26 protein-coding genes and 3 pseudogenes are annotated in these 22,459 nt (G+C 42.4%); 12 read left to right on the top strand and 17 right to left on the bottom strand.

Annotated elements, in window-relative coordinates:
• Positions 1-12: 12 nt before the first annotated feature.
• The 3 genes from MKP07_RS14065 to MKP07_RS14055 all read left to right on the top strand — a co-directional run bounded on the left by MKP07_RS14065 (position 13) and on the right by MKP07_RS14055 (position 2,590).
• Positions 13-1,032: a hypothetical protein gene (locus MKP07_RS14065; RefSeq protein ID WP_240847760.1), complete on the top strand. Its 1,020-nt coding sequence runs from the start codon at positions 13-15 to the stop codon at positions 1,030-1,032.
• Positions 1,033-1,115: 83 nt separating this feature from the next.
• Entirely contained in the window at positions 1,116-1,925 is an 810-nt protein-coding gene (locus MKP07_RS14060; RefSeq protein ID WP_240847759.1) for a hypothetical protein, read from the top strand.
• Positions 1,926-1,963: 38 nt separating this feature from the next.
• A complete protein-coding gene (locus MKP07_RS14055; RefSeq protein WP_240847758.1) occupies positions 1,964-2,590 on the top strand; it encodes a hypothetical protein in 627 nt (208 codons plus the stop codon).
• A gap of 82 nt (positions 2,591-2,672) precedes the next feature.
• On the opposite strand, the gene MKP07_RS14050 is transcribed toward MKP07_RS14055, so the two are convergent.
• The 7 genes and pseudogenes from MKP07_RS14050 to MKP07_RS14025 form a co-directional block, all read right to left on the bottom strand.
• On the bottom strand, positions 2,673-3,086 hold the full coding sequence (locus MKP07_RS14050) for an OsmC family protein (RefSeq protein ID WP_240847757.1): 414 nt from the start codon (positions 3,084-3,086) through the stop codon (positions 2,673-2,675).
• A 67-nt stretch (positions 3,087-3,153) separates the two neighbouring features.
• Complete coding sequence (locus MKP07_RS14045; RefSeq protein ID WP_240847756.1) at positions 3,154-3,948, bottom strand: segregation and condensation protein A; 795 nt, start codon at positions 3,946-3,948, stop codon at positions 3,154-3,156.
• A gap of 49 nt (positions 3,949-3,997) precedes the next feature.
• Positions 3,998-4,273 (bottom strand): MscL family protein, encoded by a 276-nt coding sequence (locus MKP07_RS14040; RefSeq protein ID WP_262919297.1) that lies wholly within the window; start codon positions 4,271-4,273, stop codon positions 3,998-4,000.
• Positions 4,270-4,407 (bottom strand): large conductance mechanosensitive channel protein MscL, encoded by a 138-nt coding sequence (locus tag MKP07_RS38510; RefSeq protein ID WP_262919296.1) that lies wholly within the window; start codon positions 4,405-4,407, stop codon positions 4,270-4,272. Before MKP07_RS38510 ends, MKP07_RS14040 begins: the two co-directional genes overlap by 4 nt.
• Positions 4,408-4,468: 61 nt before the next feature.
• Complete coding sequence (locus MKP07_RS14035; RefSeq protein WP_240847755.1) at positions 4,469-5,221, bottom strand: PPK2 family polyphosphate kinase; 753 nt, start codon at positions 5,219-5,221, stop codon at positions 4,469-4,471.
• 13 nt (positions 5,222-5,234) lie between these two features.
• Positions 5,235-5,752: pseudogene (gene frr, locus MKP07_RS14030) on the bottom strand (ribosome recycling factor).
• A gap of 115 nt (positions 5,753-5,867) precedes the next feature.
• Positions 5,868-6,953: an MraY family glycosyltransferase gene (locus MKP07_RS14025; RefSeq protein ID WP_240847754.1), complete on the bottom strand. Its 1,086-nt coding sequence runs from the start codon at positions 6,951-6,953 to the stop codon at positions 5,868-5,870.
• 204 nt (positions 6,954-7,157) lie between these two features.
• Here MKP07_RS14025 and MKP07_RS43760 point away from each other — a divergent pair, with 204 nt between their 5' ends.
• Positions 7,158-7,313, top strand: a complete 156-nt coding sequence (locus MKP07_RS43760) for a hypothetical protein (RefSeq protein ID WP_240847753.1) — start codon at positions 7,158-7,160, stop codon at positions 7,311-7,313.
• Position 7,314: 1 nt separating this feature from the next.
• Complete coding sequence (locus MKP07_RS14015; protein ID WP_240847752.1) at positions 7,315-7,992, top strand: transketolase; 678 nt, start codon at positions 7,315-7,317, stop codon at positions 7,990-7,992.
• A gap of 64 nt (positions 7,993-8,056) precedes the next feature.
• Here the strand turns inward: MKP07_RS14015 and MKP07_RS14010 are convergent, their stop codons facing one another.
• The 10 genes and pseudogenes from MKP07_RS14010 to MKP07_RS13975 all read right to left on the bottom strand — a co-directional run bounded on the left by MKP07_RS14010 (position 8,057) and on the right by MKP07_RS13975 (position 16,770).
• Positions 8,057-9,115: a hypothetical protein gene (locus tag MKP07_RS14010; RefSeq protein WP_240847751.1), complete on the bottom strand. Its 1,059-nt coding sequence runs from the start codon at positions 9,113-9,115 to the stop codon at positions 8,057-8,059.
• 26 nt (positions 9,116-9,141) lie between these two features.
• Positions 9,142-9,818: pseudogene (locus MKP07_RS14005) on the bottom strand (EcsC family protein).
• Positions 9,819-9,972: 154 nt separating this feature from the next.
• Entirely contained in the window at positions 9,973-11,532 is a 1,560-nt protein-coding gene (locus tag MKP07_RS14000) for a sodium:solute symporter family transporter (RefSeq protein ID WP_317236013.1), read from the bottom strand.
• Between the two features lie 247 nt (positions 11,533-11,779).
• On the bottom strand, positions 11,780-13,282 hold the full coding sequence (gene araA / locus MKP07_RS13995; protein ID WP_240847750.1) for an L-arabinose isomerase: 1,503 nt from the start codon (positions 13,280-13,282) through the stop codon (positions 11,780-11,782).
• A 242-nt stretch (positions 13,283-13,524) separates the two neighbouring features.
• Complete coding sequence (locus tag MKP07_RS41160) at positions 13,525-13,734, bottom strand: class II aldolase/adducin family protein (protein ID WP_317235816.1); 210 nt, start codon at positions 13,732-13,734, stop codon at positions 13,525-13,527.
• Entirely contained in the window at positions 13,722-14,225 is a 504-nt protein-coding gene (locus MKP07_RS13990; protein WP_317235815.1) for a class II aldolase/adducin family protein, read from the bottom strand. Before MKP07_RS13990 ends, MKP07_RS41160 begins: the two co-directional genes overlap by 13 nt.
• 53 nt (positions 14,226-14,278) lie before the next feature.
• Positions 14,279-15,919 (bottom strand): ribulokinase, encoded by a 1,641-nt coding sequence (locus MKP07_RS13985; RefSeq protein ID WP_240847749.1) that lies wholly within the window; start codon positions 15,917-15,919, stop codon positions 14,279-14,281.
• Positions 15,920-15,980: 61 nt separating this feature from the next.
• On the bottom strand, positions 15,981-16,433 hold the full coding sequence (locus MKP07_RS13980) for a family 43 glycosylhydrolase (RefSeq protein ID WP_262919294.1): 453 nt from the start codon (positions 16,431-16,433) through the stop codon (positions 15,981-15,983).
• Positions 16,358-16,591: a family 43 glycosylhydrolase gene (locus MKP07_RS38505; RefSeq protein WP_317236012.1), complete on the bottom strand. Its 234-nt coding sequence runs from the start codon at positions 16,589-16,591 to the stop codon at positions 16,358-16,360. The genes MKP07_RS13980 and MKP07_RS38505 overlap by 76 nt, the downstream gene beginning before the upstream one ends.
• Positions 16,582-16,770 carry a hypothetical protein gene (locus MKP07_RS13975; protein WP_240847748.1) on the bottom strand — a complete coding sequence of 63 codons (189 nt, stop codon included), beginning with the start codon at positions 16,768-16,770 and terminating at the stop codon, positions 16,582-16,584. Before MKP07_RS13975 ends, MKP07_RS38505 begins: the two co-directional genes overlap by 10 nt.
• A gap of 347 nt (positions 16,771-17,117) precedes the next feature.
• On the opposite strand from MKP07_RS13975, the gene MKP07_RS13970 reads away from it, so the two are divergent.
• The 7 genes and pseudogenes from MKP07_RS13970 to MKP07_RS13935 all read left to right on the top strand — a co-directional run bounded on the left by MKP07_RS13970 (position 17,118) and on the right by MKP07_RS13935 (position 22,182).
• Complete coding sequence (locus MKP07_RS13970; protein WP_240847747.1) at positions 17,118-17,258, top strand: hypothetical protein; 141 nt, start codon at positions 17,118-17,120, stop codon at positions 17,256-17,258.
• Positions 17,240-17,958, top strand: a pseudogene (gene ku, locus MKP07_RS42515) (non-homologous end joining protein Ku). The gene MKP07_RS13970 and the pseudogene ku overlap by 19 nt, the downstream one beginning before the upstream one ends.
• Positions 17,889-18,557, top strand: coding sequence for a DNA polymerase ligase N-terminal domain-containing protein (locus MKP07_RS13955; protein WP_240847745.1), 669 nt, complete (start codon positions 17,889-17,891; stop codon positions 18,555-18,557). The pseudogene ku and the gene MKP07_RS13955 overlap by 70 nt, the downstream one beginning before the upstream one ends.
• 61 nt (positions 18,558-18,618) lie before the next feature.
• Positions 18,619-19,239, top strand: a complete 621-nt coding sequence (locus MKP07_RS13950; RefSeq protein WP_240847744.1) for an ATP-dependent DNA ligase — start codon at positions 18,619-18,621, stop codon at positions 19,237-19,239.
• Between the two features lie 63 nt (positions 19,240-19,302).
• Positions 19,303-20,331, top strand: a complete 1,029-nt coding sequence (ligD, locus tag MKP07_RS13945) for a non-homologous end-joining DNA ligase LigD (protein ID WP_240847743.1) — start codon at positions 19,303-19,305, stop codon at positions 20,329-20,331.
• Positions 20,321-20,509: a non-homologous end-joining DNA ligase LigD gene (gene ligD / locus MKP07_RS13940; RefSeq protein ID WP_240847742.1), complete on the top strand. Its 189-nt coding sequence runs from the start codon at positions 20,321-20,323 to the stop codon at positions 20,507-20,509. Before ligD (MKP07_RS13945) ends, ligD (MKP07_RS13940) begins: the two co-directional genes overlap by 11 nt.
• Before the next feature lie 80 nt (positions 20,510-20,589).
• On the top strand, positions 20,590-22,182 hold the full coding sequence (locus MKP07_RS13935) for a peptide chain release factor 3 (protein ID WP_240847741.1): 1,593 nt from the start codon (positions 20,590-20,592) through the stop codon (positions 22,180-22,182).
• The last annotated feature ends 277 nt before the right edge of the window (positions 22,183-22,459 follow it).

Here is a 22,459-nt window from a genome sequence, read left to right as displayed (position 1 = left end):
TAAATGGCCAAAATGAAAATAAAATCTACAACCCTACTGTTTCTCGTAGGTATAATGGTGGCGCTAGCCAGCTGTTCTACTGCCTACCGAACCGGGCAAACACCTGACGACGTGTATAGTTCGCCCGCTCCTACCCAGGAAGAGTATGCAAAAATTAAAAAAACCGATGAAAGAAGGTATCGTACTTATGATGATGCAGACGAGGAGTATGAAGACTATGACGACCGCTACCTGCGGATGAAAGTGCGCAACCGTAACCGTTGGAATGATCTGAATGACTGGTACTATGGCGACCGCTATAATTTCAGCTATTATAATAATTGGGCTTATTGGAATGACCCCTGGTATTGGAATAACCCATGGAGCCCCGTTAGCTACTGGAATATGTGGTATAACCCCTGGTACTCCGGCTGGGGCTGGGGTGGTGGATTTGGCTGGGGCGGCGGCTGGGGTGGCTGGGGCTGGAATAGTCCCTGGTATGCTGGCTGGGGCGGTGGATTTGGTTGGGGCGGCGGCTGGGGCGGCTGGTACGACCCCTGGTACAATGGCTGGTATGGATCCGGCTGGGGCTGGGGCGGCGGCTGGTATGGCGGTGGTGTAGCCATAGGCCGGAGGGCTGATTATGGTCCGAGAACCAATAGCAACCTGGGTAGCTATGGAGGGCGTGGAAATATGAGCGTTGGTACTGGCGGTAGCGGACGAACTACACCCGGATATATTAATCCAACCGGTGGCACTTACAGAAGCACTTATGGTGTAAGAAGCAATGCCAGCGTAAGTACCAATACCAGCAACTCAGGTTCTTATGGCCGTTCGGCTAATACAGGAAGCTATAATCGTTCTTACAACCAGGGACAAACCTATAGCCGGGATACCTACTCACCACCATCCAGGAGTAATGATAGTCGTCCAAGCTATTCGCAACCTTCTTCATCACCGTCTTATTCTGCTCCATCAAGCAGCGGTAGTTCTGGCGGTGGCGGCGGAGGTGGAAGCACTGGCGGCGGCGGCGGAAGCGGCAGAAGATTTTAGTATAGCCGCTTAAGTGTGTGTTGATTATTATTACTACTTTAAACCTATTAAATTTTATACATGAAAAAGTTTTTCTGGCTGTAATGCTGGTATCTGCATATAGCGTTTCCCAGGCACAAACACCAGAGGATGCCTTAAGGTATTCCTGGTTACAAGCTTCCGGTACTGCGCGTTCTCAGGCTATAGGTAATGCGAATGGTGCTATAGGTGGAGAGATTTCAACTATTTTCTCCAACCCCGCTAACATCGGGTTTTATAAAACCGGAGACTTTGTTATATCCGGCGGTGGTAACTTTTTAAACAACAGCAGTACTTACCTAGGAGTATCTCAAAAAGAAAATAAAGGCTCGGGCTTCCTTGGAACAACAGGTTTTGTCTTGGGTAAACCTTCCTATGGCGGAGGCTCACTTAAAAGCTCAGCCTTTGGAATTGCCATCAACAGATTAGCTGATTTTAATAATCGTGTTGTTTATTCCAATAAAGGTGGCCAGCTAAGCCGTACTTCTATGGCCGACTATTTTATAGACGACATCGTTGCCAACAATGGAACAAATGAATATGGTTCAGACCTTGCAGTTAAGTCGGGGTGGATTAAGGAAACTCCCAATGGCGGTAACATAGACCTTTCGTCCACCGCTGTAGATCTGGCAAGAGCAAGTGGTTTGGAACAAAGACAGGTGATTACTACTAATGGTGGTATTACTGAATTAGCTATTGCGGGTGCTGCCAACTTAAATGACAGGGTTTACCTGGGTGGTACTATTGGTATTCCGATGCTGAGATATGGTGCTACCAGGCAATATACAGAGCAGGACCCCGGAACAACCGCAACGGTTTTGATGCAGCATGGTTTGATGACGATCTCATCACAAAAGGTGTTGGTATTAACGTAAAGGCTGGTGTTGTTTTTAAAGCAACTGAGAATTTAAGATTGGGTTTTGCAGCGCACTCCCCTACTTTTTATTCTTTAAGTGATAGCTATATAGCTACAGCTGGTGCTAATCTGGATGATATTGACAAACAAAATACCAGCAACGAGTTGATTTATGATTATAACCTGAATACGCCTTACAAATTCATGGGTAGCTTTTCATTGCTGTTTGGTAATGTGAACGATGTAAGCAGCCAGAAGGGTTTTGTATCGGGTGATGTGGAGTATGTAAATTATATGGCATCTAACTTCCGCACAACAAGAGACGATCGGGGCGCCAATAATGACTATTTCACGCCTTTAAATAATGCTATAGATAATGCTTATAAAGGTGCCGTTAACGCGAGACTGGGTGCTGAACTGAAATTCAATACCATTGCTGTTCGTTTTGGTGGTGCTTATTATGGTAACCCTTACAAAAATATTGCAGGCGAAAAAGGCGAATTGCTGCAGGGTACCGGTGGTTTAGGATACCGTAACAGAGGGTTCTTCATCGACCTGGGTTATGTACACAGCTTCGGAAAAGATGTATTGTTCCCTTATCGCTTAACTACCAATGATTTTTTCCCGGCACAAATTAAAAACAACAACTCAAGAGTATTGTTGACCTTGGGCTTCAAAATTTAGGCAATCAAACATTTATATATCAACAAAATCCCCCGTTCAAAATGATTGACGGGGATTTTTCTATACATTATGTACAATCAGACTAAGCCAGAGTAGCTGTTGAAGTAATTTTTGTATTCAACAATTTGCTGATCGGGCAGTTTTCTTCAGCATTTTTTACTGCGGCCTGAAACTGCGCATCATCAATTCCTGGAATTGTTGCAGTAATGTCTAAATGACTTCCCACAATAGCGCCGTCCTGGAAATCGATCGTGCATTTAGTGTCGATATTATCGGCGGTAAATCCGGCTTCGTTCAATACAAAACTCAGCTTCATGGTAAAGCAGCCTGAATGGGCCGCAGCCACCAGTTCTTCGGGATTTGTTCCCGGGTTTCCATCTTCAAAACGTGTTTTAAAAGAATATTGAGCGTTGTTCAATACGCCTGATTGGGTAGAATTGGTTCCTTTACCCTCTTTACCTGATCCTTGCCAATTGGCAGTTGCGAAGCGTTTCATTTGTTGTTATTTTATTATTTTATGATGTTTAGAGACAATTGCGTTTTATAAGCAAGAATTATTCCTCTTAATCAAAAGAAGAAATATCGCTCACTTCAATATCCGGATCCCGGTCTTCAGGCTCCACAAATTCAAGAATAAAATTATTCATCCCTTCTCCAATCATGATCTTCAGAAAGTTTTGCTGTACCAATTCGAGTACCGAAAGAAACATAAAAATGGCCTGAACACGATTTTCTGCTACCGCAAATAGCTTCTCAAACGACACATTTTTCTCCCTCTGAGCTAAATTGATAACCTGTCCGCGGCTGGTTTCCATAGTATAGCTATATTGAACCACCGTGTGCACCGGCGTGTTAACCCGATCGCTATACTTCTGCATAGCCTTTTCAAAGGCTTTCATAAGTTTAAATAAAGACAGTGCTTGTATTTCGGTCCCCTCTCCTGCTTCTTCGCCCACATGCGAAAGCTCTTTTTGAATGTTTCCTCTTTTAATCATCAACATTCTAAGGGCTTCCTTCTCCGCCATTAAAGCTGCCGCCTCTTTAAATTTCTTATACTCCAGTAATTTACTTACTAATTCTTCGCGCGGATCAATTTCATTTCCCTGTGCATCCAGCTCCTTACGTGGTATCAGCATTTTTGCTTTAATACGCATTAATGTAGATACAAACAGAATAAACTCACTGGACAACTCAATATTCAATGCATCCTGGTTGTGGATATAGTCGAGAAAATCATTGGTTATCTGAGTAATGGGAATATTATAGATATCCAGCTCGTCACGCTCAATAAAGAACAGTAAAAGGTCGAAAGGACCTTCGAATTGAGAAAGCTTTATTTGGTAGGTGGAATTTGTCACTGTGTCTTTTTATTGGGGAATAATAAAGTCCTGCCGTAAAAGCAGGACTTCACGAAATTAATATTTTAAACTGCCAATTAAGGCCTTTTTTCAATTCGTCCCGGATTTCTATTAACAGCTGATCTGTTGAAGAGGGACCCGCAGGTGCTGCGGCCTGCTCTTTGCGTTTAAAGCTATTAACCGCCTTTACAATCAAAAACAGTGCAAACGCGATTATGATAAAGGATATGATCTGGGACAGGAAGTTCCCATATTTAATGGCAGTTCCCGGAAATGTCAACTCACTGAGATTCTTTAAATTGGCCTTCTCCAATGCCGGTGTCAATATAGCCGAGTAATAATGTCCTCAACCAATGAAGTAACAATTTTGCCGAATGCACCTCCAATTACCACCGCTACAGCGAGGTCTACAACATTACCTTTAACGGCAAAATCTCTAAATTCTTTTAAAAATCCCATAGTTAAAATTTTGATTTACATAAACAAATTTAGCGCCACCTTCCAGTGCTTTTGCTTCCCTTTAGTTTTTCGGTGGCAAAACAGGATATTTCATCTTCAGCTTTTCCAAATGCTCTTTTAAAGCTTTTGCCAGGCAATACTCCTTATACCAATTCTGATCTGCAGGTATAATCTGCCATTGGGGCTGGCTACAATTTACAAAACATTCCTTATAGTATTTGTAATATTGATCTCTCAGGGCCGCTTCCTTAAAATCGTTCTCATTATACTTCCACATTTTGGCTGGGTTACTCATTCTTTCTTTCAATCTTTCAGCCTGTTCTTCGGCAGAAACATGCAGGTAGAACTTTAAAATGTGGGTACCACCATGCTCTTGTAACAGTTTTTCGAAGTTGTTGATGGCATCAAAACGTTGTCTGGCCAATTTATCGTTGCACCAGCCATGTACACGGGTTACCAATACATCTTCATAGTGAGAACGATTAAAAACCTTTATATGACCTTTCGCGGGTACATTTTTATGAATACGCCACAAAAAATCGTGGGCCAGCTCTTCCTCAGTAGGAACTTTAAATGATGTTACCTGCACGCCCTGCGGATTCATGCGACCGAACACATTTTTAATAGCTCCGTCTTTACCGCTGGCATCCATTCCCTGCAATATAATGAGTACGGCGTGTTTGCCCCCGGCATATAACAGGTTTTGGAGTTCATCCAGCTCCTCCAAAATTAACTGGGTTTCTTTTTTACAATCTTCTTTTTTAAAATGTTCCGGAGCCCTGGTACTAATTTCGGAAAGATTGTAATTGCTCATTGTTGGCACTTTATTAAATGGACATGATTTCTTTTTCTTTTGCAACTAAATGCTTTTCAACGAAAGCTATATAACTATCTGTAAGTTGCTGCACACTGGCTTCGGCATCTTTTGATGCATCTTCGCTCAGTCCATCTTTTTGTAATTTTTTAATCGCTTCTATAGCGTCTCTCCTGCCGCTTCTCACCCCTACTTTTGAGTTTTCGCCTTCTCCCTGGCTCCTTTTCACCAGCTCTTTTCTTCTCTCTTCCGTTAATGGGGGCAAAAACAAGCGAATATTTATACCGTCATTCTGGGGATTGATACCAATATTTGCCGCAATGATGGCTCTTTCTATAGGTTGCAGCATATTTTTTCCCAGGGCTGAATGTTGAGTGTACGGGCATCCATTACGGTAATATTTCCTACCTGACCAATAGGTACAGATGATCCATAATAATCAACCATGATGCCGTCAACTATCTGTGGGGTGGCTTTGCCTGCGCGAATTTTCACTAATTCAGCTTCCAAATGCGAAATGGCTTTTTTCATACTCTCTTCCGCGGCGGCTACAATCTTATCAATTTGATCTTGCATATATTATATTTTGAAGTGTGGCAAAGCTAACAAAATGCAATAAATTTAAGACACCCGCGGAACAGAATAATTAACCTTGTACTTTTTCGATAGGAATATGCTGTTTGGTAGAAAGATCAATGACTTTTGAGTTAGCTTTTTTAGCCTTCAAACTGGAAATGATCTGGCGTTGAAGAACCAGTTTTCTGCGAGGTAATGTAATATACAAAACACCCATAGTTAAAAAGGTTAAAGCAAAAACTGACGTCATAAGTACCATATTACCCATAGACCGGCCAAAATATACCGCTCCAATAATGATAATATTGGCAGATACACAAACCAGTACGATGGACGAGTGATTTAGGCCTTTATCTAATAATATATGATGTATATGATTTCGATCGGGTGAAAAAGGAGAACGCCCTTTTAATATTCTTATGGCAAAAACCCTGATGGTATCCGCCAACGGTATCAGCAAAATAGATACGCCAATTGCGGCGGCAGAGGTAATGGGCAAAACAGCCGAAGGGTTTGACGCTACAGAAACGAATTTTAGTACAAGGATCGAGGCAACCATTCCAATTAGTAATGAACCCGAGTCACCCATAAAAATCTTAGCCGGATGAAAATTAAAAATAAGAAATGCTAATAGAGCTGCCGATAAAGAAAAAGAGAATATGGCGTAAGCCGGTAACCCACCCAGGTAAAAATAAGTTCCTAACAGCAAAGTAACCATCAGGCCCAAACCGCCGGCCAGGCCGTCAATTCCATCGATAAGATTAAAAGCATTTACCAGCAATACTATAACAATATAAGTAAGCGGAATACCATACATAGGTTCCAGCGTTTCTATTCCAAGGATGCCAAATAAGCTGTCAATCCGAATTCCACCTAGGTGAATTATGATGGCCGCTGCAATTATCTGTACAATAAATTTCTTGAATGCAGATAACGCTATGATATCGTCTTTCAGGCCAATAAAGAACATAATAAAAAGAGCCGCAAAGAAATACTGGAACTCCGGATTCTCCTGAAACGAAATATTAAGCAGCGACGAAAAAGTAAGCGCAATGAAAACCCCCACACCGCCTAAAGAGGCGATTGTATGCTTGTGAAGCTTACGCTCATCCGGAATATCAAACAATTTTTTCTTGTCTGCGATCAGAATGATCACAGGAATTGCTAAAAATGCAACTATAAACGAAATTATAGCTGTTATTAATATTTGGAGCATTCGATAAGGATTAAGGTGGCACAAAAGTAGCCATTCTCCGGTTAAAAACAATTTTTGGCCATTTTTTATATTATTGCGGCCTAAACAATATTTCAGGCTTTTATAAAAAAACTGCATTTTTGCACCTCATCAAAAACTGAAACGATGGCAACTTTGCAGGAAACAGCTTCTCAGGTGAGAAGAGATATAGTTAGAATGGTACACGGTTCTCAGAGTGGTCACCCGGGCGGCTCTCTTGGTTGTGCCGATTTTTTAACAGCACTTTATTTCAAAGTGATGGAGCACGATCCATCTTTTTAATATGGAAGGCAAAAATGAAAATCTTTTCTTCCTTTCCAATGGTCACATATCTCCTGTATTTTACTCAGTATTAGCACGTTCAGGATACTTTGATGCAAAAGAGCTGTCTACTTTCCGTAAAATCAACAGCCGTCTTCAGGGTCACCCTGCTACGCATGAGCATTTACCAGGCATAAGAGTTGCCAGCGGATCGTTAGGCCAGGGATTAAGCGTTGCAATAGGTGCAGCTTTAGCCAAAAAATTGAACAATGACGATAAATTAGTTTACTCTTTGCATGGAGACGGAGAGTTGAACGAAGGCCAGATATGGGAGGCTGTAATGTTTGCAGCTCACCATAAGGTGGACAACCTGGTGGCTACAGTAGACTGGAATGGTCAGCAAATTGACGGCCCTACTGAAAAAGTGTTGAATATGGGCAACCTGCACGAAAAATTTGAAGCATTCGGCTGGCATGTTTTGGAAATGCAAGGAAACGACATGGATGATGTGGTTGCAGTGCTGGATAAGGCAAAAGCAGCTTCAGGACAAGGCAAACCTATTGCTATTATGATGCATACCATAATGGGTAAGGGTGTAGATTTTATGGAAAACGACCACGGATGGCACGGTATTGCTCCTAATGATGAGCAATTAGCTAAGGCACTTGAGCAATTGCCCGAAACTTTAGGCGACTACTAAAAATTGTATACATTCTTTTAAAAACCGGTAACCAGTGTTACCGGTTTTTTTATTTCTTATAGAGTTACTGATATTGTATATAAAGTGGTATCGGCTTAAATTTGGTTAACTCAGCCGGCGTATAAATCCCTTTGGAGCCCTTTTTAAGATCATTTTTGTAAAAAATCTTAATCCCGGCAAACTGCACCGGTTGCTCGTAAATGTACCGACGCCAGGTACCGGCTTTCAATTCTTTTCCTCCCCAGCCATCCATGTCAATTACCACCTGCACTTCAGGTACTTTTTTAATCGATTTGTAATCGGCTACCATATCGCTCGTGAACCGATGCACTACCAGTATTTTAGGAGGCAATTTGTTCTCGCGTACAATCTTCGCCAGCAGATCGATGGTAAAATTGATATCATCGGCATTGAAGCTTCCTATTACACTTCCCGGCTTCTGGCCGCCTTTCATCGAAAATTCGGGATCAATACCCAGGTGGAAATTGGGCTGCTTAAAATACTTTTCAAATCTCGGGAGCTCTTCTTCCAAACTGCTCCACCCTACCTGAACATCGATAAAAGTAAGCGCTTTGATTTCTTTAGCCCAGCTAACAATAGTATCTATTTGTTTGAAAGGCATACGCAAACGATACTTCCCATCTGAGCCCGGCTCTCCCTGGGCTGTAACGGCTATATAATGTAATGCCGGTATCACGGGCGTTTCCGGATCTACTTTCTCCCACTTGCCAACCTCTTCCCTTAGCTTCTCCAGCATTTGCTTTTTAGGTAATTCCCCCAATATACCCATCCGGGTAGAGTACAGGTTACCATAATACGCTACGACCCGATTAAAAGGCAACAAAGCTCCCTTTAACGGATAAGGTCCTTTTGCAGGCCACTTGCCGGAGCTATCGCCATTAGCCATCCAGCGCATTTTTTTGTTGTACGCGGCAGTATCGATAGGGAGTACATGGTTATCTGCTGCGATAGAATCTGCGTTAGCGATGTTATTATGCTGCACCGCGTCTTCCTGTCTTTTTGTACTGTCTGCAATGCCTTCAACTTTATGATCGTTAGCGTCGGTTCCATTGCAAACTGCGGCAGCAAAACTTAAGGCGAGGGGTATAAAGGTACATTTCATTTATATGATTTAAAGGGATAAGATAGTTAAGCAACCGAACTGGTACTTTTTAGTAATCGCATCCGGTAAGCATTCATTGCAGTGGTTCCCAATTTTTTTATCAAACTATAGTTTGCAATAAGACCAACAGGAGCGCCAATAACGGGAAGTAATTGCGCCATTTTAGCCAGGTCTATGTAGTCTCTGTATTCCTGCTGAAACCTGCGCCACTCAAACTGGTTAATATCTGCTGGTAGCCCTGCCACCTGACGGTCCCAATCAACCAGTTTCTTGTAAACATTCCGGCTATGCTCCCTACTGGAAAATGATAATTCGAAGATATGCAGCAGATAAATACGTTCCTTATAATCGTCCAGATCGAATCCATAGCTCGCTGCTATTTCGTAGAGCAATTTTAGTTTTATAGCAATGAGTATCGGAAAATCAGCCAGGCCTAAAAAAAACCTCCCGCGCCGGTTACGCCACCTTCTAACGCAGCCGTACTTCTGTACAACTTTATTTTCTCTTTTACAACCAGCTCCCGCTCAAATAATGATGCAGCCTGAAGTGGCTTTGCCGTGGTATGTTTGGCGCCAAAAAGAACGCCTCTAATCATTTGTTTGATGACTGTAGTAATTCCGTTATGTACTTTCTCCGGTATAAAGGAGTTAATCTTATCCTGCGCCTTTTTGGACAATTTACCCAGCAGTCCGGGATTCTTCATCATTTTGTACTGCCACTGTCGCAGTTCATGGGATGCAAAAGCCTCATAATTATCCATGCTCTGGTATTCGCAAAAATTATACCTCGAACTTCTGTCAACAAAAAAACCGGCCAGAAGCATCTTCTGACCGGTGTAAATATACTGCTTTGCCATTTTACCAGAACCTAACGTAAATAGCTGTAATTAATAAAAGCGTAACTACAATAAGTATCAGTGTTCTTGGATCTACCTTGAACATACTTCTGTCTATTGCAAATGCTTTTGGATTGTTTTTCGGACCTGCCAGGCTAATGGCAATCATCACCAGAATGGTAATTACAAAAGACCAGCCCATATTGATCAGGAATGGAATTTCTGTAATGGTATGCACCACGCCTTTTTCCATTTTCTCGTAAGTAAAGGCGGTGTACATCCAGGTTTCCTTACCAAAGAGCTCAACCGCATAGCTGTTAAAGAATATGGCTAGTACAAAACCTAATACTACACCTACCAGCGCTGCAGTACCCGTTGTACGTTTCCAGAACATACCTAGCAGGAACATGGCAAATACGCCCGGGCTGATAAAACCGGTATATTTCTGAATAAAGGTAAATCCACCTTCACCGCCAATCCCCAATGCATCTGTCCAGGTAAACGCTAAAGCTACTAGCATGGAAACAATGATGGCCCATCTTCCGGTTCTTACCATTTGAATCTCTGTAGCGTCTGCCTTGATATATTTTTTATAAATATCCAAAGTGTAAATGGTTGAAATACTGTTTACTTTACCTGCTAAAGAAGCTACAATTGCAGCAGTTAAAGCAGCTACAGCCAACCCTTTTAAACCTACCGGTAAAAATCCGAGGATTGCCGAATAAGCACCATCTTTCACACCGTCAAAACCAGGCAACTGTCCTTTACTATGCAGTACATAAGCAGCAATACCTGGCAGCATTACGATAATGGGCATAAACAGTTTCAAGAAACCTGCAAATAAAATACCGGTACGTGCGGTTCTTAAATCAGCGCCTAATGCACGTTGTGTAATGTATTGGTTACATCCCCAATAGTTCAGGTTTACGATCCACTGACCGGCAAAATACATGGCCAAACCAGGTAATACTACATACTTCTGCACATCCAGGTTTTCCGGCATTGACAAAGTGGTAGTAGTTACCGTAGGCTTATCCAGCATCAGTTTAAAGTGTCCCGGAGCTTCATTCATTAGTGATTTAAATCCGGCTATAGCACTTCCTACAGCCGCACCATTGATTCGTTGATCTACGATCTGAAGCGCCATATAAACGGTAGCAAAGCCACCTATGATTAAAACAGCTACCTGTATAACATCGGTATAACCGATTACCTTCATACCTCCTAAGCCAATCAGCAATGCCATTATTAACAATACGATCATAATAACATGCAGGTACCCGCCACCCAATAAGGTGTCGATAGCCAATGCACCCAGGTAAAGTATGGAAGTAAGGTTAACAATTACATACAAAAACAGCCAGAATACGGCCATTATGAGCGAAACAGACTTATTATACCGTGTTTCCAGAAACTGCGGCATCGTATAAATCTTATTCTTTAAATAAATAGGAATAAACCAAACGGCTACGATAATAAGCGCTACCGCCGCAATCCACTCATAAGCGGCAACAGCTACCCCTACAAAGAAACCTTCTCCACTCATCCCGATAAACTGCTCGGCAGAAATATTGGAAGCGATGAGAGAGGCTCCGATAGCCCACCAGGTTAACGAGCCTTCTGCAAGAAAATAATCATGCGATGCCGAAACAGTCGCTTTTTCTTACGCATATAAACCCAATAACCATAGGATGAAACAAGGACAAAATAGGTAAAAAACACTATGTAGTCCAGCGTACCTAAATTATTACTCATAATGACAGCAATTAAAATTTTTTTAAAAAGTTTGCTAATATAATCAATAAAACAATCGAAAAACGCAATTTTTTTTAAGCTTTATTCAACTGATAATATACATCGCTCCAGCGCAATTCATTCTTAAAATTATAGAGTTCTGTGTTTTTACTGATTAAAGTAAACTCAATACCCGCCATATCAGCAAAATCTTCCAAATGCTCGGATGTCAGGTTCTGAGAGTATCCGGTATGGTGAGCACCACCCGCCAAAATCCATGCAGCACAACCGGTATTCATATCAGGGTAAGGTTTCCAAAGCACGCGTGCAACCGGCAATTTAGGCAGATCGTTCTGCGGTTCTACCGCTTCTACCTCGTTTACCAATAAACGGAAACGGTTGCCCATATCTACCACGGAAGCATTTAAAGCAGGACCACCAGGTGCATTAAACACCAGGCGTACAGGGTCTTCTTTACCACCAATGCCTAAAGCATGTATTTCAACATTTGCTTTTCCGCTGGCAATGCTTGGACATATCTCCAGCATATGGGAACCCAAAACCAAAGAATTGTTAGGGTCGAAATGATAGGTATAGTCCTCCATAAATGAGTTACCGCCGGGTAAGCCGGCCCCCATTACTTTCATGGCACGTACGAGGGCAGCTGTTTTCCAATCGCCTTCACCCGCAAAACCGTAACCGCGGGCCATCATTCTCTGGGAGCCAATGCCAGGCAATTGTTTCATGCCATACAAGTCTTCAAATGTATCGCTATACCCTTTAAAGTTGCCTTCTTCGAGGAAGCGCTGCAGTCCCAGCTCAATCCTTGCCGCATCTACCAGCGACTGGTATTGAGGGCCTCTCGCATGCAGACTTTCCATTACATTATAAGTCTCATGATATTCTGCGATCAGATCTTCTACCTGTTTATCCGTTACATCATTGATCACTTTCACGAGGTCGCCAATACCATGCGTGTTCACGCTGTAACCAAAACGCAATTCAGCTTCTACTTTATCGCCGTCAGTTACTGCAACATAACGCATATTGTCGCCAAAACGCACAAAGCGGGCGCCCTGCCAGTCGTTCCAGCCTGCTGCTGCACGTGTCCACACCGCAATACGCTCAATAGCGTTATCATCACGCCAATGCCCTACCACTACTTTTCTTCTTTTACGCATGCGGCTTACCATGAAACCAAATTCCCTGTCGCCATGTGCCGACTGGTTGGTATTCATAAAGTCCATATCGATAGAGCCCCATGGAATATCCCGATTATATTGGGTATGGAAATGCAATAATGGCTTGTGTAAGATCTTCAGACCATTGATCCACATTTTAGCAGGTGAAAAAGTGTGCATCCAGGTAATGACACCGATACAATTGGCATCGTGATTAGCGTCAGCACAGAAATTATAGATTTCCTCAGTTGACTTCAAGGTACCTTTGTAAATAACAGTAACCGGAATTGACGCATGCGCGTTAATAAAGTCTGCAATTTCTTTTGAGTGTTCAGCTACTTCAATCAATGTTTGCTCCCCGTAAAGATTCTGGCTACCCGTGGCAAACCAAACCTCTAACTTTTTCAGATCTGTCATGAAACTATTTTTTATTTTGTTATCAACTTATGAATATAACTCATCAACATTGCCCGCCCGGATGAAATCCGTTCGAACGGGCGTCGCACTCTTCAACTGTAGTGCAAGTGTCCTCTTTTAGATTACAGTTGGCTGTTGACAGATGGCAGTTACCTTAAACTCATTTTCACCTTCTCTCAACAATTTTTTAGAAAGGATAACAGCTATAATAATCCCGTCAGCTGTCATCCATTCACTGTCAACTACCCAGCCTGCCCGTAGTAACTATCCGGACCGTGTTTGCGCTCGTAATGCTTATTAATTAAAGCTTGTTTTAAGCGTGGCGCCTGTGGATTGATCTGCTCAGTAAGTAAAGCCATTTTAGCTACCTGCTCTAAAACTGCGCTATTATGTACCGCTTTTGCAGCATTTTTGCCCCAGGTAAAAGGAGCATGATTGCCTACCAGCACCATCTCCACCTCTTTATAGTCCAGATTTTTTCTTTAAAACAATTAATGATCTGGAAGCCGGTCTCATACTCATAGTTTCCCTTGATCATTTCATCACTCATTGGTGGAGCACAGGGAATATCGACCGTGTTGTAATCAGCGTGGGTAGTGCCAAAAATAGGAATATCGCGCTGCGACTGTGCCCAGGCTGTAGCATAGGTAGAATGTGTATGTACGATTCCATTAATACCTTCCCACTGTTTATACAAAACTGCATGTGTTTTGGTATCAGACGAAGGGTTTAAAGTCCCTTCCACTGTATTACCATCAAAATCTACGATCACCATTTTCTCTGGCGAAAGGTCGCTGTACGCTACACCACTTGGCTTAATGGCAAAAAGTCCCTGGCTTCTGTCTGCTTCGCTTACGTTTCCGAAAGTAAATAATACCAGTCCTAATTGAGGTAATTGCATATTGGCTTCATAAGCCGCTTCACGTATATACTTGTAATTCATGAAATCTTAAATTGTATAGAAATGTCAATGGTCCATTGACTATGGACCATTGACTATTTTGTTTCTTCAATAAATTTTCCAAAAGCGTTGTACTGCTCCATGCGTTTAGCATAGTATACTACATTTTCAGGAATAGGGTGATATTCCACATCAAATCCCTGTCCCATGGCCTCCATGGCTTGTCCTACATTTTCATAAACACCCGCAACAGTTGCCGCAAACATAGCAGCACCCGTAGCACAGGTTTGCTCTGATTTGTGTATTTTGATGGGCATATTCATTACGTCTGCCATTACTTGCATGATATAAGGCGATTTTTTAGCAACTCCACCTACCCCAATCAGCCCCCTTACAGGAACACCTTCATCAATAAATCGATCTACAATGGCGCGGGCGCCAAAACAGCTGGCTTCCACCAGTGCTTTAAAAATAGCCGGGGCATCGCTACCCAGGTTTAATCCCTTAATAGCGCCTTTCAGCAGTTGGCTGGCATCGGGCGTGCGACGGCCATTCAGCCAGTCCACCGCTAATTCATCATCTTCATGCAGTGGTAATTTTGCCGCTGCTTCAGATAATTCTTTTATTATTTTAGATTCGATAGATTTTCTGAGTTCAGCATCTTCCACAAATTGTAAAGGCCATGCCAGCAGGTTTTTAAACCAGGCATAAATATCTCCAAAAGCACTTTGCCCTGCTTCTAATCCAATCATGGCAGGGATAACCGAACCCGGCACCTGTCCACAAATACCCCGAACCAATTTATCACCAAATTCTTCGGTAGGCACCACCAGCATATCGCAGGTAGAAGTGCCCATCACTTTGCTTAAATAATAAGGCTCTATTTGTCCGCCTACAGCGCCCATGTGCGCATCAAATGCCCCAATTCCTACAACCACATCTGTACCCAGACCCAGGCGTTCTGCCCATTCTGCGGATAAGTTACCTGCGGCCTCATCAGCCGCAAAGGTATCAGCAGGAAGCTTAGCGGTAAAGCCGTCCAGCAATGGATCAAGGGTTGCAAAAAAATCATTCGGAGGAAAGCCATTGAACTCTTTTGCCCAGAGGCCTTTATGACCAGCAGAGCAAACGCCTCTTTTAATATCTTTTACGTTAGTTCCTCCTGTCAGCAGAAACGGCAACCAATCACAATGCTCTACCCAGCTGGCAGTAGCGTTGCGTATCGCCTCATCTGCGCGAAATACATGCAGCAACTTAGCCCAAAACCATTCACTGGAGTAAATGCCACCCACATATTGTAAGTAATTGGTTTCGAATTTAGTGGCATGTGTATTTATTTCATCCGCCTCTTTTATAGAAGTATGATCCTTCCATAAAACAAACATCGCATTGGGATTTTCTGCAAATTGCGGATTCAAAGCCAATGGAGTACCCGTTTCGTCCACTGCCACAGGAGTAGAACCCGTTGTGTCAACAGAAAGACCTTTTATTTTTTGTGCTACATCAGGACCTGCTTTTTCCAGGCAATTCTTGACCGTAAACTCTAGCCCCTCTACATAATCGAGCGGGTGCTGCCGGAATTGATTAGCTCCAGCATTACAGTACAAACCTTTTTTCCAGCGCGGGTATTCAAAAACAGAGGAAGCAATTTCTGCTCCATTCCTGGCATTCAGGATCACCGATCTTACGGAATCTGACCCGTAATCGACACCTATCACATATACATCTTGAGACATGGCAGCTAAATAATTTCTGCTAAAATAAAGAAAAAACGAATAATAATTGTAATAGGTACAATTATTTTATACGTCTTGGAGCCACCCCTTCATTGGTTATTTGTACGGTTTTTATAAAGCCCTGAGCGTCAAATTCCATCTTATCAATACATACCACACGGGAGTTCCCGTCTTTCTCCGTAAGCGGGCGACGATGGTAAATAATATAGTACTCATCCTTCCCCGGTATTTGCAAAATAGAATGATGCCCCGCCCCTGTGGCAATAGCCGGGTTTTGCTGCAGAATTTTGTCTACTCTTTTAAACGGCCCCATGGGTGAATCTGCTATCGCGTAAGCTACACTATAATCGGGGCCTGTCCAGCCGCCTTCTGACCACATAAAATAGTATTTCCCGTTACGGATAAACATAAATGGCCCCTCCACGTATTTTTCAGGGGTTACTTCTTTGAAGATCGTACCATCAGCAAAAGGCTCAAAACCGGTAAAGTCTTTTTTAACTTGGCTACGTTGCAATGTCTCCACCCGCCATAATACATATAATACTGCCCATCCTTATCTTTAAAAACAAACTGATCGATGGGCTGTGCGCCATTGTGAAACTTATCTATCAACGGTTTGCCCAGGTAATCTTTATAAGGGCCTTCTGGTTTATTAGCCACGGCTACGCCAATACCGCCTTTTTCATTATCGCTCTGGATATCATTGGCGGCAAAAAACAGGTAGTATTTTTATCCTTTTCTACAATGGAAGGCGCCCACATGGCCCTCCAGGCCCATTTTATTGCAGCAGTATCCACTATCCGCTCATGTTTTTGCCAGTTTACCAGGTCTTTGGACGAGAACACATCCATGAAAACCTGCTTATTATAAGGTGCTGAATAAGTGGGAAATATCCAATATTTTTTTGAAAAAGTGCCACTTCGGGATCAGCATACCAGCCGGGAAAAACAGGATTGCCGGAACTGGGTTTCTGAGCATTGATATGGACCATCAAAAACAGGGAGATACAAAAAAGCAGGCTTCGTTTCATATTGAATTTAAAAATTATGGGATAAAAATAAATCAGATTTTAAGAAATATCCCTAAGATAGACAGATAACAGGCAGCAACTTGTTAAGATACTTTAAAGAGACAGCGCAGAACAGCAGAATTCCTTGGTATCAATTTTGTTTTAGCAACAGTCTAAAATGATGCACTTATGAAAGCGATATGGACAGGCGCAATAGGTTTCGGGCTGGTAAACATACCGGTTAAACTTTATTCGGCAACCGAAGAAAGCAGTTTGGATCTTGATATGCTCGATAAAAAGATCATAGTCATATCAGGTATAAACGGGTAAATGAGAAAAGCGGCAAAGAAGTAGCCTGGGAGAATATTGTAAAGGGCTATGACTATGACGGTAAATACATTGTGTTGGATGAGAAAGACTTTGAGAAAGCGATGCCCGAAAAAACCAAGATACTTTCAATCGATCATTTTGTAAAAGAAGACGAAATAGATAGCATTTATTTTGAAACCCCTTATTTCCTGGAACCTCAAAAAAACGGGGAGGCGCCATACGCATTATTGGCAGATGCCCTCAAAAAACAAAAATGGCCGGCGTCGGCACTTTTGTAATGCGTAACAAAGAAGTGTTGGGCATTTTAAGGCCTTATAACAATATTATAATCTTTCAAAGAATACGGTACGACCAGGAAATTCGAAAAACCAGTGATCTTACTATTCCCAAACGAGTTGTAAAGCCAGCCGAATTAAAAATGGCCGTAACCTTGATAGAGCAGCTTTCCGAAAAATTTGATATCTCGGCCTATAAAAATACTTATTCAGAAAAGTTAATGAAAGTGATTGAAGCCAAGGCCAAAGGCAAAAAAGTAGCCACTCCTAAATTAAGAGTGGCGCATGTTAAAACCAAAGACCTGATGGAACAATTAAAAGCCAGCCTGTCGGCAAAAAGAAGGCATCTTAAACTATGGCAACACTCAGTAGCTATAAGAAGAAAAGAAATTTTAGCTCTACGGAAGAGCCTAAGGGCCGATTGACAAAAAGTGGCAAACAACTCAAATTTGTAATACAGCGGCACGCAGCTTCGAGGCTTCATTACGATTTCCGGCTGGAAATGGAAGGCGTATTGAAAAGCTGGGCGGTACCCAAAGGTCCTTCACTGAACCCAGCCGATAAGCGATTAGCGATGATGGTAGAAGATCACCCTTATGATTACAGAACGTTTGAGGGCACCATACCTGAAGGCAATTATGGCGCAGGCGAAGTGGAGATCTGGGACGAAGGAACTTATGAAGCACTTCAGAAAGAAAGCCGTAAAAGAGATGAGACTATATTGCTTAAAGAACTACAACAAGGCTCCCTGAAATTTATATTGCATGGCAAAAAATTAAAGGGTGAATTTGCCCTGGTAAAAATGAAGACAGAGGATGCAGGTAATGCCTGGCTCTTGATCAAACATAAAGACGAATATGCCGTAACTACAAAATACGATGCAGAGAAGTTTACCAATAAAACATCTAAAGTAACAAAGGCGGTGAAGGCTAAAGCGGCCCGGACAGGGGTCCAGAAAAAGCAGGCTGTAAAAAAAAGCCCGGTCCCCGAAGCCAAAGCCCGAAAACAGTTCAACGAAAACTAACCTGAAGCATTACGCCGCCTATCTTTCCGGCGAACAAAAACTTAAAAAATTCGTACATCCCATGCTGGCCAGCCTGGGAGATCAGCCTTTTAATGATGATGAATGGCTCTTCGAAATTAAGTGGGACGGATACCGGGCTATTGCTGAAATTGGCGAAGAATTAAAATTGTATTCCCGTAATGGTATATCCTTCATCAAAAAATTTGCTCCCATCACCGAAGCGCTGCAAGAGCAGCAACACGAGATGATATTGGATGGTGAAATTGTAGCGTATAACAAAGACAATCTGCCCGATTTTCAAACCCTTCAACATTTTGGCGAGCATCCCGAAGTTCCCCTGGTATACCATGTTTTCGACCTGTTGTATTTAAATGGTCATGAAACCACCGCTCTTCCCAATATTCAAAGAAAAGAGTTATTGAAAGAAGCCCTTATAGAAAATGATTTTATAAAATATTGCGATCATGTAGAAAAAAATGGCATTGATTTTTTTGAGGCGGCCAAAGACAACAACCTGGAGGGAATGATAGCGAAACGGGCCGACTCCACTTATAACGAGGGACGACGCACGGCCGAATGGTTGAAAATCAAACATCATAACACCGAGGAAGTCATTATCGCCGCTTTACCGAACCGAGAGGCTCACGCAAAAATTTGGTGCGTTGATTTTGGGCCGCTATAAAAAAATCAACTGGTTTATGCCGGGCACACGGGAACAGGCTTTAATGCTGCTACGCTCGATGAAATGTATCAAAAACTAAAGCCGCTGATAAGGAAAACCTCGCCTTTTGCAACTACGCCCAAAACCAATATGCCTGCCACCTGGGTACAGCCTAAACTGGTAGCTACTATCAAATACTCAGAGCTTACCGAAGAGCATATTTTCAGGCATCCTGTTTTTATCGGCTTAAGGGTTGACAAAGCTCCCCAAGAAGTCATCATTCCCAAAAATGAAAAAGTTATGGCCAAAGCAAAAAATACAACCGAAAAGCATTTAAAATCAACAGTTGCCAAAGCGTCCAAAAAGGAGAATACAGCAAAGGAAAAGGATACAACAATTAAAATAGGCAAGCAGGAGGTAAAGCTTACCAATCAAAGTAAACTGTACTGGCCGGATGAAGGTTATACGAAGGGCGATTTGATCGCTTACTATGACCAGATGTCTAAGTTTATTTTGCCCTACCTGAAAGACCGACCAGAAAGCCTCAATCGCTTCCCCAACGGTATTAAAGGACCCAGTTTTTATCATAAAGATGCGGGGGATAGTGCGCCGGACTGGGTTAATTCGGTAGAAGTGTATTCGGAAAGCAATAATAAAAACATTGATTACATAGTTTGCAATGACAAGGCAACATTATTGTACCTGGCCAACCTTGGCTGCATAGAAATGAATCCCTGGAACAGCACGGTTAAAAAGCAGGAGCATCCTACTTATCTCATCATTGATATTGATCCTGGCGATAAAAATACCTTTGAACAGGTAATTGATGTAGCCATGGCCACCAAACAAATACTGGACGAATGCGGCGTAAGATCTTATTGCAAAACGTCCGGCTCCTCAGGTCTACACGTATTTGTCCCCATGGGTAATAAATATGACTATGAGCATGTAAAAAACTTTGCGCACCTCACAGCGATGAAGGTAACAGAATTGCTGCCTGATTTTACAACCCTGGAGCGCAACCTGAAAAAAGAGGTAATAAAAAATATATGTAGACTACCTGCAAAACCGCCGGGGACAAACCATTGCCAGCGCCTACAGTGTGCGACCTAAAAAAGGTGCTACGGTTTCTACACCATTAGATTGGAAAGAAGTAAAAAAGGGCTTACATCCCTCACAATTTGACATACATACTATTCCAAAGCGTATCGCCAAAATTGGAGATATTTTCAAGCCGGTACTGGGTCGGGGCGTAGATATTATGAAGTGCCTCAAAAAGATGGAAGGATAAGCTTCCACGGTCTATGGACTATCGACGATGAACTATTCACCAAATACAAATATCTTTGCGGCCTTTTAAGATTTTAGATTATGAAGTTTCACGATGAGATCATGCGTAGGCGCACATTTGCCATCATCAGTCACCCCGATGCCGGTAAAACAACGCTGACGGAGAAATTCCTGCTTTTTGGAGGGGCCATACAGGTTGCCGGCGCGGTAAAAAGCAACAAAATAAAAAAGTCGGCCACTTCAGATTTTATGGAAATTGAAAGGCAAAGAGGTATCTCGGTTGCTACATCCGTAATGAGCTTTGAGTACAATGGCATACTGATCAACCTTTTAGACACTCCAGGCCACAAGGATTTTGCAGAAGACACGTACCGCACACTGACTGCTGTAGATAGCGTTATCCTGGTGGTAGATAGTGTAAATGGTGTGGAAGATCAAACCCGTCGTTTAATGGAAGTTTGCCGTATGCGTGATACCCCGGTGATCGTTTTCATTAATAAAATGGACCGGGATGGTAAAAACCGTTTCGATCTTTTAGAAGAAATTGAGAAAGAGCTCAACATTCAGTTGCACCCAATGACCTGGCCCATTAACAGTGGTAAGGAATTTAAGGGTGTATATAATTTATATGATAAAAACCTGCGCCTGTTTGCTGCAAACACCAAGGCTGAGGGTGATGAATCGATAGCGATAACAGACTTAAGCGATGACGTGGTGGAAGAAATGCTTGGATCCGCCGATGCAGCTATCCTGAGAGAGGATGTAGAATTGGTGGATGGCGTGAATGGTGAATTAAATGCAGAAGACTACCTAGCGGCAAAAGTATCTCCTGTATTTTTTGGAAGTGCTATTAATAATTTCGGTGTTAAAGAAATGCTGGACACTTTTATCCGCATTGCTCCGACGCCGCAAAGCCGTGAAACTTCTGCCCGGAAAGTAGAAGTGGAAGAGCCTAAGCTAAGTGGATTTATATTTAAAATACACGCCAACCTGGACCCCAAGCACCGGGACCGGATTGCATTTTTCAGGGTCTGCAGCGGCCGTTTTGAGCGCAATAAATATTTTCACCATGTACGCCTGGATAAAGATGTTCGTTTCAGTAATCCTTATTCTTTCATGGCGCGCGACAAAAGTGTAATTGAAGACGCTTATGCAGGCGATGTAGTAGGCCTGTTTGACACTGGCAACTTTAAGATTGGCGACACATTAACAGAGGGCGAAGATTTTTATTTCACCGGTATTCCATCTTTCTCTCCGGAGATATTTAAAGAGGTGGTGAATAAAGACCCAATGAAAACCAAGCAGCTGGAAAAAGGACTATTGCAATTAACCGATGAAGGCGTTGCGCAGTTATTTACCCAGTTTGGCGGCACTAAAAAAATTATTGGTTGTGTAGGTGAGCTTCAGTTTGAGGTAATTCAGTACCGCTTGCTGCATGAATATGGGGCAAGTGTTGAGTTCCGAGCTTTACCATTTTATAAAGCCACCTGGCTTACCTCCGATGATGCTAAAAAACTACACGACTTTGTTCGTTTTAAACAAGCCAACTCAGCATTAGACAAAGATGGCCATGACGTTTACCTGGCCCAGAGCGAATGGTTTTTAAATACGGAGATTAGTAATAACCCGGATATAAAGTTTCATTTCACCAGTGAAATACATAAGGCTGACTAACTCTTAGCAGCCCGAATGAATATTTATGCCGCAGTGTAAAATTACTGCGGCATTTTTATGCATTGCCGGAACTTTCTGCATCCTGGTTAATATACGTCGCTGCTTTTATTTATATTTGCCCTGTAAAAATAAAAATCTATGAAAACTACAAAACTAGCTTGTGTTATTGCACTTTTTTCCGTCCTTATATTGCTGTCCTCAATAACAATGTCCTGCACGAAGGAGAAAACCATCGTTGAGCAGACCCCAAAAGATACTTTAGTTGACATCAACATTT

This window comes from Paraniabella hibiscisoli (genome assembly GCF_022512515.1).
Classification (GTDB): domain Bacteria; phylum Bacteroidota; class Bacteroidia; order Chitinophagales; family Chitinophagaceae; genus Niabella; species Niabella hibiscisoli.
The sequence above is the reverse complement of the archived record's forward strand: the minus strand, read 5'-3'. Positions and strand labels throughout refer to the sequence as shown.